The organism is Microcoleus sp. D3_18_C2, assembly GCF_036702395.1.
GTDB lineage: Bacteria > Cyanobacteriota > Cyanobacteriia > Cyanobacteriales > Microcoleaceae > Microcoleus.
Genome location: NZ_JAUBTG010000014.1, coordinates 17940 through 36147, shown reverse-complemented (window position 1 = coordinate 36147; position 18208 = coordinate 17940). Strand labels below are relative to the sequence as shown.

At 46.3% G+C, this 18208-nt stretch carries 6 protein-coding genes; all 6 read left to right on the top strand.

Annotated features, from left to right (window positions below):
* Positions 1–80: 80 nt before the first annotated feature.
* The 6 genes from panP to QUA88_RS11545 all read left to right on the top strand — a co-directional run bounded on the left by panP (position 81) and on the right by QUA88_RS11545 (position 18201).
* Entirely contained in the window at positions 81–1769 is a 1689-nt protein-coding gene (panP, locus tag QUA88_RS11570) for a pyridoxal-dependent aspartate 1-decarboxylase PanP (RefSeq protein WP_333053470.1), read from the top strand.
* Entirely contained in the window at positions 1756–3300 is a 1545-nt protein-coding gene (locus tag QUA88_RS11565; protein ID WP_333231391.1) for a condensation domain-containing protein, read from the top strand. Before panP ends, QUA88_RS11565 begins: the two co-directional genes overlap by 14 nt.
* Before the next feature lie 173 nt (positions 3301–3473).
* On the top strand, positions 3474–4523 hold the full coding sequence (locus QUA88_RS11560) for a TauD/TfdA family dioxygenase (protein WP_333271785.1): 1050 nt from the start codon (positions 3474–3476) through the stop codon (positions 4521–4523).
* A 22-nt stretch (positions 4524–4545) separates the two neighbouring features.
* Entirely contained in the window at positions 4546–7788 is a 3243-nt protein-coding gene (locus tag QUA88_RS11555; RefSeq protein ID WP_333271782.1) for an amino acid adenylation domain-containing protein, read from the top strand.
* A 136-nt stretch (positions 7789–7924) separates the two neighbouring features.
* Positions 7925–13660 carry an amino acid adenylation domain-containing protein gene (locus tag QUA88_RS11550; RefSeq protein ID WP_333271779.1) on the top strand — a complete coding sequence of 1912 codons (5736 nt, stop codon included), beginning with the start codon at positions 7925–7927 and terminating at the stop codon, positions 13658–13660.
* A 191-nt stretch (positions 13661–13851) separates the two neighbouring features.
* Complete coding sequence (locus QUA88_RS11545) at positions 13852–18201, top strand: amino acid adenylation domain-containing protein (protein ID WP_333271774.1); 4350 nt, start codon at positions 13852–13854, stop codon at positions 18199–18201.
* The last annotated feature ends 7 nt before the right edge of the window (positions 18202–18208 follow it).

Sequence of the window (18208 nt, the reverse complement as noted above, 5' to 3'; positions counted from 1 at the left end):
ACACAGAGGATACAGAGAAAGGGAAGAGAGAGATGAATAATTCCGATGTTAACGAATTTGATATAACAGGATAAATTCGCATGAGTAAACTAACAGTAAAAGCCACAAAGTCTCAAGAGGTAATGCAGCAATTAAAAGCCTCTGTTATCCCAATTGAAGAAAAGTTAATGGAGCTATTCAGTGCCTCAGAAAAGTCATTTTTGGCAGAAGAAGCAATGGAGGAGCGAATTTCTGCCCTAGTTCAAGACTTTTTGTACGCAAAAACCGCTAGTACAGATATTGACTTAGAGTTAATTATTCAGCAGTTTAGGGAAAACAAAATTCCCGCCCTTCCTACAGATGTTGGGAATTATATCGATGATTTGACCCAAACCCTCGTTGCTCATTCCATCCACACATCTTCCCCGCGATATATCGGTCACATGACGAGTGCACTTCCCTATTTTGTGCGCCCGATCGCGAAGCTTGTAACCGCGATGAATCAAAATTTAGTCAAGATGGAAACTGCCAAAGTTTTAAGCCCCTGCGAGCGCCAGACTTTGGCAATGATGCACCGATTAATTTACGATTTTTCTGAGGATTTTTATAATCAGCACATTCAAAAAAATGATAGCACGCTCGGTATCATGGTAACGGGCGGCACCCTAGCTAATATCACCGCCCTGTGGTGCGCTCGCAACGCTTCTTTAGGGCCAAAAAATGACTTTGGTGGCATTGAAAAAGAAGGCTTGTACGCAGCTTTAGAATTTTACGGCTACAAGGGAATGGTGATAATCGGATCGAGTTTGATGCACTATTCTTTTGAAAAGGCTGCCGGTTTATTAGGCATTGGCGATCGCAATCTCCTAAAAATCCCCACCGATTCCAATCACCGGATGGATTTGGCAGCGCTGCGCCAAACTGTGGCCGAATGTCGCGATCGCAACCTGCACATTCTGGCAATTATCGGTATCGCCGGCAGCACCGATTCGGGAAGTATCGATCCGCTACCAGAAATAGCCGCGATCGCCCAATCCGCAAACGCTCACTTTCACGTCGATGCCGCGTGGGGCGGCCCCGTGCTTTTTTCCCAACGTCACCGGCACAAATTAGCAGGCATTCAACTAGCAGATTCCGTCACCATAGATGGACACAAACAAATGTATTTGCCAATGGGAATCGGCATGGTTTTATTCCGCAATCCCCAAACCGCCAAAGTTATTGAAAAAAACGCACCCTACACGGTGCGAAAAGACTCGATCGATCTAGGCAAGCGCTCTCTCGAAGGCTCTCGATCGGGTGCGAGTTTGTTCTTGCAAGCCGCCTTGAATATCATCGGCCATCAAGGCTATGAGTTTTTGATAGATGGAGGCATCCATAAAACGCAGCACTTAGCCAATTTACTTCGGGAAAATCCAGCCTTTGAATTGCTGCTAGAACCAGAAATTAATATTCTTTTATACCGCTACATTCCAGAAACATTCAGGGAAAAAGCAGCCAAAAAACAACTAACCGAAGCAGACAACCACTTCATTAATGAATTTAACGAGCGCCTTCAGGAGGCCCAGCGGCAAGCCGGTCACACCTTCGTCTCGCGAACAACCTTACAAAACACCTGTTATGGCAAAACCATTCCCATTGTTGCTTTTCGAGTCGTCCTTGCCAACCCCCTTACTACTGAAGCAGATATCAATTTTGTTTTAAATGACCAGCTAAAAATAGCAGCAAAACTTTCCTTAACTATCACAAACAGCGACCACTGCGAGGAAGTGAATTATGATGTCTACTAATCGTTCAGAACGACTAAAAAACCTCTCGCCCCAGAAGCGAGCGCTCCTCGTCAAAGCATTGGGCAAAGAGGCAGTACAGGCTGAGCAATCTAAATGTATTCCCAGGCGATCGCAGCCAAATTCTGCTCCCCTTTCTTTTGCCCAGCAACGGCTGTGGTTTCTCGATCGATTGTCTCCCGAAAACCCTGCCTACAACCTTCCGGCTGCTGTGCGGTTGCAAGGGCAATTGAATTTGTCGGCACTGCAACAAACACTCAATGAAATTGTCAGGCGTCACGAAGTTTTACGAACTGCTTTTGCAGAAATGGACGGGGAACCTGTTCAACTGATTTCTCCTTCCTTGGATTTCGCTTTGTCGGTAGTAAACTTGCGACATTTACCAGAAACTGAGCAGCAAGCTGAAATTGAGCAGCGTACTTTAGAAGAAGCCCAACGCCCCTTTGACTTAACGCGATCGCCCTTACTGCGAGGCACTTTGCTGCAACTTAGTTCGGCAGAATATGTGTTGCTGCTGACGATACACCACATTATTTCTGATGGTTGGTCTATGGGGGTATTGGTGCGAGAAGTGGCCGCACTTTATGAAGCTTTTTCCACTGACAAACCCTCTGGGCTGCCTGAACTTTCCGTGCAGTATGCCGACTTCGCCAGTTGGCAGCGGCAGCATTTCCAGGGAGAGAAATTAGAAAAACAGCTCGCTTATTGGAAACAGCAATTGGGAGGCGATTTAGCTGTGCTGTCAACAGATAAGCAGCGCTCTCCCGTGCAAACTTTCCGAGGATCGCAGCAATCTTTTGTGATTTATGCTTCTTTAACTGAGAGACTGAAAGCGCTCAACCAGCAACAAGATGTCACCCTATTTATGACGTTGTTGGCAGCATTTCAATCCTTGCTATCCTGCCAAATAAAGCAAGATAACCTCGCTATTGGCTCTCCTATTGCCAATCGCAACCGCCTTGAATTAGAGGAACTAATTGGATTTTTTGTCAATACTTTAGTGCTGCGAATTGACACGGCAGGTAATCCAACTTTCCGCGAACTACTCGATCGAACACGCGAGGTAGCGTTAGCAGCTTACGCTCACCCGGATGTTCCTTTTGAAAAGCTCGTGGAGGAATTGCAGCCGGAGCGAAATCTCAGCTATAACCCGCTGTTTCAAGTGTGGTTTGTACTCCAGAATGCACCCATGCCACCCTTGGAGTTAGCTGGTTTGACCTTGAGCATTCTGGAATCCGATGTCGGTATGTCGAGACACGACTTAAGCCTCACTCTCTGGGAGGATTCAGAAGGAATTCAAGGCTTATTTGAGTACAAAACAGACTTATTTGAGGCTGCGACTATTGCCCGAATGGTGAGAGGTTTTCAAATCCTCCTCAACCAGGTAGTCATTCAGCCAGATATCAGAATCGACGAGTTGGCAGAAATTCTTGCCGAAGCAGAAAGGCAGCACCAAATCGAGCAGCAAAAACAAATTCATCTTTCGGGAATTCAAAAATTAAAAATGGCTAAACGCAAAGTTATGAAGAGTTGAAAAGGATGGCTCATATCAATTCCGGTTGCATTAGAATGATTAAACCGCAGAGTACGCAGAGAACGCAGAGGAAGAGAACAGAGAGATGAATAGTTCCGATGCTAACGGATTTGATATCAATCTCTCAGGTTTTTTCGGGAAAAAGAGATAAATTTTTCACCAAAGCAAAAATTATGACAAATACAGAAACAAAGAATCTCAATTCCCAAAAGTTAGGATCGGTTAGGCGCAAAGCCGTCAGCCTATCCTCAGAGGAATTAGTCAAAACCGCCTACCTCCAGCCCGAAAACTTTCTACCTCTAGTGGTTCAGCCAACAGTAGAAAAATTAAATCTCGCGGGTTGGGCTGCGAACAATTGCTCATTAATTGAAACGCAGTTATGGCAGCATGGAGGAATACTTTTTCGAGGCTTTGAAGTCGGCGGGGTGAATGGTTTCGAGCAGTTTATTCAAACTCTTGCTGGCGACTTGTTGGAATATTCTTTTCGCTCGACTCCGCGTAGCCAAGTGAGCGGAAATATTTACACTTCCACCGAGTATCCTGCCGAGCAATTCATCCCCCTGCACAATGAAATGGCTTATTCTCGAAATTGGCCGCTGAAAATTGCTTTTTTCTGCGTCAAGAAAGCCGAACAGGGAGGAGAAACTCCGATCGCAGACAGCCGCAAAGTCTTTAATCGCCTCGATTCAAAGATTAGAAAAGACTTCGTACAAAAAAAGGTTATGTATGTGCGAAATTACGGCGGTGGCGTAGATTTACCCTGGCAAAATGTCTTCAATACTGATAGCAAAATAGAGGTAGAAGAGTATTGCAAAAAAGCGGGAATTGAGTTAGAATGGAAAAGTGGCGATCGCTTGAGAACTCGGCAAATATGTCAAGCTGTCGCTGAACACCCACACACGCAGGAAATGGTGTGGTTTAATCAAGCTCACCTCTTCCACATTTCCAATCTCGAACCCGCCGTTCGCAAAGAGCTTTTAACTTCTTTTAAAGAGGAAGATTTACCCCGCAATGCTTATTACGGCGATGGCTCGCCCATTGAAGATTTTATATTAGACGAAATTCGTCGCTGCTATCAGCAAGAAACGATTGTTTTCCCTTGGGAAGAAGGAGATGTCTTGCTGCTAGATAATATGCTAGCCGCGCACGGACGCACGCCATTCTCTGGTTCGCGTCGGGTTGTTGTCGGTATGGCAGAACCGTTTAGCTGTCAAGATATTTAGGCTTATTAAAGGAACTTTAGAAATGCAAAACGAAACAATCGAAGGGTTTAGACTCTCTCCACAGCAACGGCATCTGTGGGGGTTACAGCAAAATAATCCTAAACAAATCTATCGCGTTCGAGGTGCAATTTTAATTACCGGAAATCTCGACAAAAAGATTCTTAAAAAGGCGCTGCAAAATGTCGTAAATCGGCACGAAATCCTGCGGACTAGCTTTCACTGCTTGCCTGGGATGACACTACCCCTGCAAGCGATCGCCAGCACTGGTGAAGTTCCTATCTCGGAACACAATCTCAGCGGTTTGTCTCCCGAAGAACAAGAAGCTAAAATCGCAGCGCTTTTTCAGCAACTAAACCTGCTTCCTTTTGATTTTGAGCGCGGCCCACTTTGGCATCTCTCTTTAGTCACTCTGGCGCAAAACAAGCAGCTATTGCTGGTGAACTTCTCTGCCTTAATTGCAGATAGCGTCACCCTGAAAAATTTCACCCGCGAACTCAGTCTTTCCTACTCAGCCTGCGCGTGCGGGGAAGAGTTCTCTGATGAGTCAATGCAATATGCCGATATTGCTGAGTGGCAAAATGAGTTACTCGAATCAGAAGAAACGGCAATCGGCCAAGAATACTGGCGAAAGCTGAACCTTGAATCTTGGGATTTATTAACACTTCCTTGGGAAAAGAAGAATGGAGAAGCGGAATTTAAGCCACAAGTAGAAAGGGTGGAAATTCGCGGTGATTTGTTGAACAGCCTAGAAGCGATCGCCCCAAAGCACAAAAGCGATATTTCTGCCTTCCTGCTGACTTGCTGGCAAATTCTCATTTGGCGGCTTACCAGAGAGCAAAACCCGATAATCGGCGTAGCGATTGACGGCAGAAAATATGAAGAATTAGAACACTCTCTGGGGCTGCTGTGCAAATACTTACCCCTACGATGCCCAGTGCAAGACGAGTTAAATTTCTCACAAGTGAGGCAGCAAGTTGAGCTTAATCTCAACGAGATGTACAACTGGCAAGAATATTTTAGCAGGGAAGAAATCTTAGAAAACGAAAAAACCAGCAGCTTTTGGCCCGTCTGCTTTGACTTCCAAGCAGAGCCTAACAACGATGATAACTCAGACGTTTCATTTTCCCTTATTCGGCAAGATGCCTGCCTACAACCATTCAAAATCAAGCTCTCCTGCCTTCGCCTGTGCAATTCCCTAAGCGCTGAATTTCACTATGATTCCGCTTTATTTGCTGCGGCAGATATAAAGCGCTTGTCAGAACACTTTCAGGCGCTTTTAGAAAGCACAGTCAAAAATCCAGAAGTCGCTATCAGTCAGCTAGACATACTCAGCGATCGCGATCGGCTGCAACTTCTCATTGACTTTAACCAAACTCAAAAAGATTACCCGAAAAATAAATGCGTTCATCAGCTTTTTGAAGAACAAGCAGAACGCAACCCAGACAGCATTGCCGTCGTCTTTGAAAGTGAAAAAATCACCTACCGAGAACTCAACGATCGCGCCAATCAACTCGCCCATCACCTGCAAAACTTGGGAGTTGAACCAGAGGTCGTTGTTGGCATTTGCCTCGATCGCTCCTTAGAAACAATCGTAGGAATGCTGGGCGTACTCAAAGCCGGTGGCGCCTATTTACCGATCGATCCAACGACCCCAATAGAGCGCAAAGCGCTAATGCTAGAAGACGCTCAGGTAAAGGTTTTGCTCGTACAACAGCGGCTCATCGAAAGCTTGCCGAAAACTCAGGCAAATATTGTTTGCATCGATACAGATATTCCCACTGTTTCTGCATCTTACACGCCCCGTGTTTCTACAGACAATTTAGCTTACGTCATCTATACTTCCGGTTCCACTGGCATCCCCAAAGGAGTCGCGATCGAACACCGGCAACTGCTCAATTACCTGCACAGCATTCAAGAAAAATTAAACCTACCAGCCGATGCCAGTTTTGCTACCGCTTCCACCTTCGCCGCCGACTTAGGAAACACAGCCATTTTCCCCGCCCTTTGTTTCGGCGGTTGCCTGCATATTATCTCCCAACAACGCGCCACCGATCCAGAGGCACTGGGTGAATATTTCTGCCGCAATTCCATCGACTGCCTCAAAATAGTTCCCTCTCACCTAGCCGCCCTTTTAAATTCCTCTCAACCCCAGTCAATTTTGCCTGGTAAACGGCTTATTTTAGGAGGTGAATCGGCCAATTGGAGCTTAATTAAAACACTTCGCAATCTGGCTCCCAGTTGCTCAGTATTCAATCACTACGGGCCAACAGAAACAACTGTAGGTGTCCTGACTTATCAAGTCGAATTTGATAAAATTGGGTGCGATTTTGACACAGTTCCCCTCGGTCTTCCGATTGCCAACACTCAGATTTATATCTTGGATTCTTACTTGCAACCAGTGCCGATCGGCGTAGCTGGTGAACTGTACATCGGCGGTGAGAATTTGGGACGCGGATATCTTAACCGCCCTGAATTAACCGCAGAAAAATTTATTCGCAATCCATTTGACACGCAAGCAAAGACGCGACTGTACAAAACCGGCGACTTGGCTCGCTATTTGCCAGACGGAAACATCGAATTTATCGGGCGAATTGACGGCCAAGTAAAAATTCGCGGTTTCCGCATTGAATTGGGAGAAATTGAGGCGGTGCTGGGGCAACATCCAGATATCGCGCAGGCTGTAGTGGTGGCGCGGGAAGATGCGCCTGGTGAAAAGCGTCTCGTGGCTTATTTTGTTTCTAATCAGAAACAAGCACCTACCCACAAGGAAATTCGCAATTTTTTAACGTCAAAATTGCCGGAGTACATGGTGCCTTCTGCTTTTGTGATACTCAAAAGTTTTCCTTTAACTTCTAATGGAAAAGTAGACCGACGAGCGCTGCCCGCACCTGATGAAATGCGACCGGAGTTGATAGGAAACTTTGTCGCGCCTCGCACAAATATCGAGGAAGTTTTAGCCGCTATCTGGGCTGAAGTTCTCAAAATTGAAAAAGTCGGCATTTACGACAACTTTTTTGAATTAGGAGGGCATTCCTTATTAGCAACTCAAGTAATTTCCAGAGTGCGCCAAGCATTTCAGGTCGAGTTGCCTTTGCACCGTTTATTTGAGTCGGCCACTGTCGCCGATTTTGCAGTAGCGATCGCGCAAAAGCAAGTCGAACAAAGCGACAGTGAAATGCTAGCTCAAGTTTTAGCAGACCTGGATCAACTGTCAGAAACCGAAATACAGGAAATTCTCGCCCAACAAGGAGTCAATCGATTTTAGATTTTAGATTTTAGATTTTAGATTGACTTGCGCGAGATAAATGCGGGGGCTTGAGGATTTGAGATTTGAGATTTGGGATTGATTCCACGCATAAATCCGGGGCATTGTACCACCTTTGAAATTCGCTTGTCAGAAAATGAGTGATTTAATCGAACGCATCGCGGCTCTTTCTCCCCAAAAGCGCGAGTTGCTGTTGCAGCGACTCAACCAGAAAAAAGAAAGCGTTTCGCTAGAAAAAATTCTGCCTCAAAGTCGAGAGTCTAACACTTTTCCTCTGTCGTTTGCTCAACAGCGATTGTGGTTTTTTGAGCAACTAAATCCCGGCAACTTTACCTATCACATCCCCGCCGCCGTGCGTTTGACGGGAACACTTGACGCGACATCTCTCGATCGCAGTCTCAACGAACTTGTCAAGCGTCATGAAGTTTTGCGAACGGCTTTTAAGACAATAAACGGCCAACCCGTTCAGGCGATCGCTTCCAATCTGGAATTGCAAATTTTAGAAATAGATTTGCGATCGCTTCCTGAAACTGAACGATCGCGCGAAGTTGAACGGTTAATCGCCGCAGAAGCAAAGCTTGCTTTCGATCTCTCACAAGCACCCTTATTGCGTGCCAAATTGCTGCACTTGAGCGATTCCAACTGGGTGCTGCTATTGAGTACGCACCACATCATTTTCGATGCCTGGTCAATGGGAATATTCATCCAGGAACTCGCCACGTTTTATCAAGCCTTTTGCACTGGCAAACCTTCTCCCCTTCCCGAACTGTCGGTACAGTACGCAGACTTTGCAAGTTGGCAGCGCCAGTGGTTGCAGGGAGAAGTTTTAGAGACGCAGCTTGCTTACTGGAAAAAACAGCTCGGAGGGAATCTCCCGGTACTAAATTTGCCAACCGATCGCCCGCGATCGGCAGTACAAACCTTCCGAGGTGCGGTGCATAAATTCACCATTCCCAAGGCGATCGCAGAGGAAATGACTCTATTAAGCCAGCGGGAAAAAGCGACTTTATTTATGACGCTACTGGCAGCGTTTAAAACATTGATCTATCGCTACACCGGGCAAGAAGATATTTTAGTCGGCTCCCCCATTGCTAACCGCAACCGACGCGAAATCGAGGAAGTAATTGGCTTATTTGCTAACACCTTAGTTTTCCGCACCAATCTGTCGAGCAACCCGACTTTTAAAGACTTACTGGGCCGCGTGCGAGAAGTAGCTCTCGGCGCATATAACCACCAGGATTTGCCCTTCGAGAAACTGGTAGAAATTATACACCACGAACGAGATTTAAGTCATAATCCCCTATTTCAGGTGTTGTTTTCTCTGCGAAATGTTCGGACGCCGCAGATAAAATTGCCAGGATTGACGTTGAGCAGTTTGGAAATAGAACGGAAAACGGCGAGATTTGATTTAGCGCTTGACTTGGAGGAAGGATTAGAGGGTATTAATGCAACGCTTGAGTATAGCCAAGATTTGTTTGATGCTAGCACTGCACGACGGATAGCCGGACATTTTCTAACCTTACTAGAAAGTATAGCTGCCAATCCCGAACAGCGCATTTCACATTTGCCAATCTTGACGAAACCTGAACAGCAGCAACTGCTGTTCGAGTGGAACAATACTCAATCGAATTTTCCGCAAGATAAGTGCATACATGAACTATTTGAAGCGCAGACAGAGCGGACGCCGGATGCGATCGCAGTCGTCTTTGAAAATGAACATCTGACTTACCGGGAACTGAACGAAAAAGCAAATAACCTCGCCAGTTACTTGCAAAAAATTGGTGTCAACCCAGAAGTTCTGGTGGGAATTTATGTCGAGCGTTCCCTAGAAATGATGGTAGGGCTTCTCGGCATTCTCAAAGCCGGTGGCGCTTATGTTCCCCTCGATCCAGCGTATCCACCAGAGCGCCTGGGATTCATGCTGGAAGACGCGAAAATTTCAGTGTTGCTCACTCAGAAAAAGCTATTAGAAACCCTGCCCAAAAATAGCGCCTCCCTCGTGTTTCTGGACGCAGATTTGGAAGGCATATCGAGCTGCGACGAGCCACTCGTGGGTTTACAAAATTCCTCCAATTTAGCCTATGTCATCTATACTTCAGGCTCAACAGGTAAACCCAAAGGAGTGCAAATTTCCCACGCCTCTGCCGTTAACTTCTTGAGTTCTATGCGCCAACAACTCGCGATCGCAGACCGAGATGTTTGGTTAGCAGTAACATCCTTATCTTTTGACATTGCAGCGCTGGAACTCTTCCTGCCTATTACAACAGGTTCTCGCGTTGTTGTAGCCAGCCGAGAAGTGGCATCTAACGGCGAAAAGCTTTTAGAAACATTAACAAATTCTGGCGCAAGCATTATGCAAGCTACTCCAGCCAGTTGGAAAATGCTTTTAGCAGCAGGATGGCAGGGAAACAATCAATTAAAAATACTGTGCGGGGGAGAAGCTTTACCCCGACATCTCGCCAATCAGTTGCTTTTGCGCGGCGCTTCTGTGTGGAATTTATACGGCCCTACAGAAACCACGATCTGGTCAACTCTCTATCAGGTCGATCGCAAAGATGAATCAGTTTCCATCGGTCGCCCGATCGCTAACACTCAAATTTTCATATTAGACCGCTATTTAATGCCGGTTCCCGTTGGCGTTTTTGGCGAACTGCACATCGGCGGTGCCGGCTTATCTAGAGGCTACCTAAACCGACCGGAACTGACCGCAGAGAAGTTTATTCCTAACCCCTTTGCAGAAGACCCAACTCATGCTTCATTCATCCTTAATTCTTCATCGTTTATTCTTTCAGAACGCCTCTATAAAACCGGGGACTTGGCTCGCTATCTCCCAGATGGAAACATTGAATTTATGGGGCGCAGCGACAACCAGGTGAAAGTTCGCGGATTTCGCATCGAATTAGGCGAAATTGAAGCGGTACTCAGCCAATACCCAGCCGTGCGAGAAGCGATCGCACTGGTTCGAGAAGACAATCCGGGCGACAAGCGTTTAGTAGCTTATATCGTTGCTAACTCAGCACTCAAAACTCAAGACTCAGAACTTATTAATGATTTGCGCTCTTACCTGAAACAAAAATTGCCGCAGTACATGATTCCCTCAGCGTTTGTTTTATTGGAGTCGCTTCCTTTAACGCCTAACGGAAAGATCGATCGGCGATCGCTAAGAGCACCTGACACAAACACAGCCGAATTAGAGAGCAATTTTACCGAGCCTCGAACTCCCGACGAGCAATTAATAGCAGAAATTTGGGCGGAAGTTCTCGGTTTAGAGCGAGTGGGAATTCACGATAACTTCTTTGAATTGGGAGGTCATTCATTGCTGGCTACTCAGGCGATTTCTCGCCTGCGAGAAGCTTTTCAAATTGAAGTACCCTTGCGCTCTCTTTTTGAATCGCCTACCGTCGCAACAGTCACCGAAAGCCTCTTGCAATATCGCGCCGATCAAAAACTGAAAGCACCCCCCATCAAGCCTGCGTCAAGGCTGGGAGAATTACCCCTTTCTTTTGCACAACAACGACTGTGGTTTCTCGACCAATTGCAGCCGGGAAATCCTGCCTATAATATCCCAGCAGCCGTGCGCTTGAAGGGGGCGCTCAATGTAGCGGTTCTAGAGCAAACTTTTCAGGAGATTATCAAGCGACACGAAGCATTGCGGACAACTTTTAATTCCGTGGAAGGACGACCCGCTCAGGTTATTATTTCATCTTTTAAATTCACATTGCCGATCGTAAACTTAAGAGAGTTATCGCAAGCTGAACGAGAAGCCGAGGCAATGCGACTCGCCGCTGAAGAAGCGCGACAGCCTTTTGACCTCACAAAATGGCCGTTACTGCGCGTCACATTGTTACATCTTGACGAGACAGAATACCTGCTGTTAGTGACAGTACACCACATCGTAGCCGATGGCTGGTCGATGGGGGTACTGGTGCGGGAAGTGGCGGCGCTTTATGAAGCTTTCTGCAGTGGCAAACCTTCTCCCCTACCCGAACTTTCTGTACAGTACGCAGACTATGCTGTTTGGCAAATAAACTGGCTGCAAGGCGAAGTTTTGGAAGCAAAACTCGCTGACTGGAAGCAGCAGTTGGGTCAAAATTTGCCCCCGCTGCAATTGCCAGCAAAACAACCGCGTTCTGCTGTTTCTAGCGATCGAGCTGAGATTCAAGAATTTCAGCTTGATTGGCAAGTTTCAGAAGCGCTAAACGCACTCAGTCGGCAACAAAATGTCACCTTATTTATGACATTGTTGGCAGCACTCCAAACGCTGCTTTATCGCTACACAAATCAAGAAGATATTGTCGTCGGTACTGACCTAGCAAACCGCACACAAGTTGAGACAGAAGCTTTAATTGGTTTCTTTGTCAATATCCTCGTCTTGCGAACCGATATGCGCGGCAATCCTACATTTCGCCAACTGCTCGATCGAGTCCGCGAGGTGACATTAAAAGCTTACACTCACCAAGATTTGCCCTTCGACAAACTGGTAGAAGAACTGCGTCCCGATCGCAGCCTGAGTCAGACACCGCTCTTTCAAGTTTTATTCGTCATGCAAAATGCGCCTATGCCGAATTTAGAAATGGCGGGTTTAACTTTAAGCGCGGTTGAAATTGATAGCGGCACGGCTAAATTTGATTTGGCGCTATTTGTGTCGGAAACAGAGACAGGAATTGTCGGCAGTTGGAAGTATAATTCCGACCTATTTGACAGAGAGACGATCGCTCAAATGTCAAATCGCTTTGAAACCCTCCTCGGCAGCATTGTGGCGCAGCCTGACAGTCGTTTGAACACTTTAGAAATTCTCACAGAAGCCCAGAAGCAGAAACAAGCCATGCAAGAATTAAAGCGTGAAAAAAGCAATTTTAGTAAATTCAAAAGCGTCAAGCCGAAGCCAGTGGCATTGCCGCAAGGCGAATTGATAAAAACCGAGTACCTGCACCCCGACGAACTCTTTCCTTTAGTGGCAAAACCCGCAGTAGCCGATGTCGATCTCGCAGACTGGGCGAAAAATAACCGCGAATTTATAGAGGCAAAATTGCTACAGCATGGAGGGATTCTTTTTCGAGGGTTCATCAACCCTGTGGTTTCCGCATTCGAGCAGTTTGCACTCTCAATTTGTTCGGAATTATTTGGGGAGTACGGGGATTTGCCACGCGAAGGAGTTAGCGGAAAAGTTTACGGTTCAACTCCTTACCCAGCAGATAAAGCTATCTTATTTCACAGCGAGAGTTCGCACCTGCACCGCTGGCCGATGAAAATCTGGTTTTTCTGCGTTCAGCCAGCGCAACAAGGCGGAGAAACGCCGATTGTGGACTGCCGTAAAATTTACCAGTTGCTAGACCCGAAACTCAGAGAAAAATTTGCCCAAAAGCAAATTATGTACGTTCGTAACTACACAGACGGACTGGATGTAAGCTGGAAAGATTTTTTCCAAACAGAAGACAAATCTGTGGTTGAGGAATACTGCCGACAAGCTGGGATGGAATTTGAGTGGAAAGCAGGAAATAATTTGAGAACTAGCAAAATTCGCCCCGCAATTGCCAAGCACCCAAAAACCAAAGAGATGGTATTTTTCAATCAACTTCCCTTGCACCACATTTCCTGCTTAGATGTGGCAACCCGCGCTTCCTTGCTCTCTGTTTTTGGAGAAGAGAACCTCCCCCGCAATGTTTATTACGGTGACGGCACTCCTATTGAAGACTCAGTAATGGAAGAAATTCAGGCAGTGTACGCGCAAGCTGCTGTTAGTTTTCCCTGGCAAGCAGGAGACATCTTAATGCTAGATAATATGCTTGCCGCTCACAGTCGCAATCCATTTATCGGTTCGCGAAAAATTGTTGTAGCGATGGGCGAAATGATTCCTGAATCAGGAATTTAATTCCCTCTCATATCATGTCCGGTCGATTAGCCTGATTCCTGTAGGGGCGGGTTCACCAACAATATCTGCCAATAATTGACAATCTCAAAAACCCGCCCGGCCGGGATATTATGGTCAATCGATCGGGCATAATATCATCTCTTCCAGGCAAATGTAACGAGAATAAAGTAGTGCTTTGATAAAGAGGAACAATGCAAACAATTAATGGATTTCGCCTTTCACCCCAGCAAAAATATCTGTGGCTTTTGCAGCAAGACAGCCCTGCTTACCGCATTCAATCCGCTATTTCGATCGAGGGAAGTCTTCAAACTGATAACCTCAAGAAAGCTTTAGAAAAAGTTAGCGATCGCCACGAAATTATCCGCACAAGCTTTCAGGGAAAGGCAGGGCTAAAAATTCCTATACAAGTTATCTCCGAACATAGCTCTGTTTCGTGGAACTGGGTTAACTTGAGTGAAGTAAATCCCCAGGAGCAAGAAGCCAAAATAGAAGAGATTTTTCAGCAAGAAAAGAGCGCTTTCTTCAAATTCGATCGCAATCCTGTTTGGCACTTGTCTTTAATTACACTTTCATCTGAAAGGCACATTTTACTGGTTAGTTTGCCCGCACTGTGCGCCGATAGTCGCACACTAAAAAATCTGGTTCAAGAAATCAGCCAGTGCTATGCCGCCTGCCTTCACGGCGAAGAAATTACCGATGAAGTTGTGCAATACATTCAATTTTCCGAATGGCAAAATGAATTGCTCGAAGATGAGGAAGCGGCGGAGGGCAAAGAATACTGGACTAGACAAGATTTATCGGCGCTAGCGAGTTTAAGGTTGCCGTTTGAAAATAGATTAATTAACGCGCCATCTCAATTTACTCCCCAAGCTTTTGAGGTCAAATTAGAGTCAGCTTTGCTGGTTCAAGTGGAAGATATCGCCCGCCAGTACAACACCTCACTTTCTACATTCTTGCTCGCTTGCTGGAAAATTTTGCTCTGGCGACTGATTGGCCAATCAGAGCTCACTGTTGGCGTGGCATTCGACGGTCGAAAATACGAAGAACTAGAGCCAGCGCTTGGGCTGTTTGCCAAATTTTTACCGCTGTCGAGCCAACTAACAGAAAACTTTTCCTTCGCGGAAACCTTGCACCAAATTCAGCAGGAAGAATGCGAGGCATACAAGTATCAAGAATATTTCTCCCACGAATATCTAGGCAACTCTTCCGGCTTTCCATTTGGTTTCGAGTTTGAGGAACACCTCAAAAAGCATTCGGCTAGTGGCGTATTTTTTTCGATTTACAAGCAGTATGCGTGCTGCGATCGCTTCAAAGTTAAACTCTCTTGCCACCGCCAAAATGACTCGCTCGCCGCTGAGTTTCACTACGATCCTATCTTCCTTGCAGACAACAGTATCCGGTGCTTGGCCGAGCAATTTTACGCCTTAGTGCAAAGTGTAGCCAGCAACCCACAAACCGCAATCGGCAAGCTCGAAATGCTGAGCGATCGCGCCCGAAATCAATTATTACTAGAATTCAACAGCACCAAAGCAGATTACCAGCTCAATAAGTGCGTGCACCAGCTTTTTGAAGAACAAGCAGAGCGATCGCCCAACAGTATAGCTGCTGTTTGTGAAAATCAGCAAATTACCTACAGCGAACTCAACGCCCGCGCTAACCAAATTGCCCATTACTTGCAACAATTAGGTGTCAAGCCAGAGGTGATTGTCGGCATTTGCGTCGATCGCTCTTTAGAGGCTATCGCTGGAATTCTAGGCATCCTCAAAGCAGGTGGCGCCTACCTACCGCTCGATTCAGCCATGCCCAAAGAGCGCCTAGCATTGATGTTGCAAAACGCTCAGACTCCAGTGCTGTTAACGCAACAGCATCTAATCACAAATTTGCCGGAAACTCAGGCACAGATCGTCTGCTTAGATACAGACATTCTCTCTTTTTCTCCTACTACTTTCGTCTCTGCTTCTGGTGAAAATTTAGCTTACGTTATCTATACCTCCGGTTCCACCGGCACACCCAAAGGAGTCGCTATTGAACACCGCCAACTGCTCAATTACCTGCACGGCATTCAAGAAAGATTAAACCTGCCATCAGGTGCAAATTATGCCACCGTTTCCACCTTCGCAGCCGACTTAGGACACACTGTTATTTTTCCCGCTTTGTGTTCGGGTGGATGCCTGCACATTATCTCTCAAGAACGCGCAACAGATCCTCAAGCAATTGCGGCTTATTTTCAGCAACATTCTATCGATTGTTTGAAAATTGTTCCCTCTCACTTAAAAGCTTTGTTGAGCGCTTCTAACCCCGCGCAAATCTTACCGAAAAAGCGATTAATTCTCGGCGGTGAGCCTTTGATGTGGAATTTAATTGAAACAATTCAGAAATACAATCCAGACTGCTCGATCTTCAACCATTACGGGCCGACAGAAACAACTGTAGGCGTGCTGACTTATCAGGTAAAAATGCAAGGCGATCGCATTTCCCAGACAGTTCCTTTAGGTCGCCCACTACCCAACACGCAGATTTATTTGCTCGATTCGCACTTGCAGCCGGTTCCTGTAGGGGTAGCCGGTGAATTATATATTGCTGGTGCGGGATTGGCTCGCGGCTATCTAAACCAACCAGAACTCACCGCAGAAAAATTTATTTGCAAGTCATTGAATCAGGAACCGGAAACTCGACTTTACAAAACTGGCGACTTAGCTCGCTATTTGCCAGACGGAAATATAGAATTTATCGATCGCGTCGATCGCCAAGTAAAGCTGCGAGGTTTCCGCATTGAATTAGGAGAAATTGAGGCGGGGCTGTCTCATCATCCCTCTGTACGCGAGGCAGCCGTTTTACTTCAAGAAAATGAACCGGGAAATCAGCGTTTAGTCGCCTATATTGTTTCTCACTCAAAACCCAGCATTCAGGACTCACAACTAATTGAAAGCCTGCGTTCATTCCTCAAAGAACAACTGCCCGAATACATGATACCTTCTGCTTTTGTGGTTCTGAAAGCGCTGCCACTGACTCCCAATGGCAAAATAGACCGTCAAGCGCTTCCTGCACCGTCCGTAGCAGCCAATTTTACAGATACGTTTGTAGGCCCTCGCACTCCCGCTGAGGAGATTCTTGCCGAAATTTGGAGCCAGCTTCTCAACCTTAAACAGGTAGGAATTCACGACAATTTCTTTGACTTGGGGGGACACTCATTACTGATTACTCAGTTGTTAGCCAAAGTGCGAGAATGTTTTCAGGTGGAATTGCCTTTGCGCGTTTTGTTTGAAGCTCCTACTGTAGCTGGTTTAGCTGAAAAAATCGAAATGCAGCAAGGGGGCAACACAGCGGGCGATCGCACTGCAAGTTTCGATATTAATGCTGAAGTTGTTTTAGATCCGGCAATTCGCCCTGCAACTCCATTGAGCGAGCCAAAAACTGAACCAGCTTGCATTTTCTTAACAGGGGCGACGGGCTTTTTGGGAGCCTTTTTACTCCGCGATCTCTTGCAACAAACTCAAGCAGAAATTTATTGCCTAGTCCGTTCTGCCGATGCAGAATCAGCTAAAAAGCGGATTCAAAGCAGCCTCGAATCCTATTTAATTTGGGATGAAAGCAGCAGCGATCGCATTATCCCAATTGCTGGAGATCTGTCTCAATCACTTTTGGGGCTTTCCGAGGAGCAGTTCGGAGTTTTAGCCAGTAAAATTGATGTCATTTACCACAATGGCGCGTTTGTCAAGTTTACTTATCCCTACTCTGTTCTCAAACCGGCTAACGTTTTGGGGACGCAGGAAGTTCTGAGATTGGCGAGTCAAAGTAAGCTAAAACCAGTCCATTTAATTTCTACTATTTCCGTTTTTTCGGCAAAGGGAGAATCTGGGATTAAGCACGTGCGAGAGGAGGACGAACTCACTCCGGGAGAGGGTCTCAAAGGCGCTTACACTCAGACTAAGTGGGTGGCAGAAAAGTTAGTAGAGGTCGCGCGCGATCGCGGCATTCCTGTTACCATTTACAGGCCAGGTCGCATTTCTGGGGACAGCCAAACAGGGGCCTGCAATCCCAGTGATTTACTGTACAGGTTAATCGCTGGTTGCGTGCAACTTGGATGTGCACCCGATGACGATAAGCTGATGAATGTAGCGCCTGTTGACTATGTGAGCGGAGCGATCGTTCATCTTTCGAGCCAAAAAGAATTGCTCGGAAAGACGTTTCATTTAGTCAACACTCAGTCCTTTCAAATGAGCGAATTGCTTGGCTGGATTTGCTCAATGGGTTATCCAATCAAACGAGTTTCGTCTGAGACTTGGCAAGCAGAAATAATCAATCGCGCTGGAAATTCTCCCGCTCATGCTTTGTACCCGCTTGTCGGTCTTTTTTCCGAAAAAGTTTCTGATGCAGACATGGCTAAATCTGCGACGCTGCAATTTGATTGCCAGAATGCGTTGAAGGGACTTTCTGGAACGGACATTATCTGCCCGCAAGCGGATGCGAGTTTGTTTCGGACTTATTTTTCCTATCTTGTCGATCGCCAGTTAATAGAGGCTCCCAAACATCTGGTCTAAAAATGTA

Coding starts and splice junctions, on each gene's coding strand:
- QUA88_RS11550 (WP_333271779.1), top strand. CDS start 7,925: ATGAGTGATTTAATCGAACGCATCGCGGCTCTTTCTCCCCAAAAGCGC.
- panP (WP_333053470.1), top strand. CDS start 81: ATGAGTAAACTAACAGTAAAAGCCACAAAGTCTCAAGAGGTAATGCAG.
- QUA88_RS11545 (WP_333271774.1), top strand. CDS start 13,852: ATGCAAACAATTAATGGATTTCGCCTTTCACCCCAGCAAAAATATCTG.
- QUA88_RS11560 (WP_333271785.1), top strand. CDS start 3,474: ATGACAAATACAGAAACAAAGAATCTCAATTCCCAAAAGTTAGGATCG.
- QUA88_RS11555 (WP_333271782.1), top strand. CDS start 4,546: ATGCAAAACGAAACAATCGAAGGGTTTAGACTCTCTCCACAGCAACGG.
- QUA88_RS11565 (WP_333231391.1), top strand. CDS start 1,756: ATGATGTCTACTAATCGTTCAGAACGACTAAAAAACCTCTCGCCCCAG.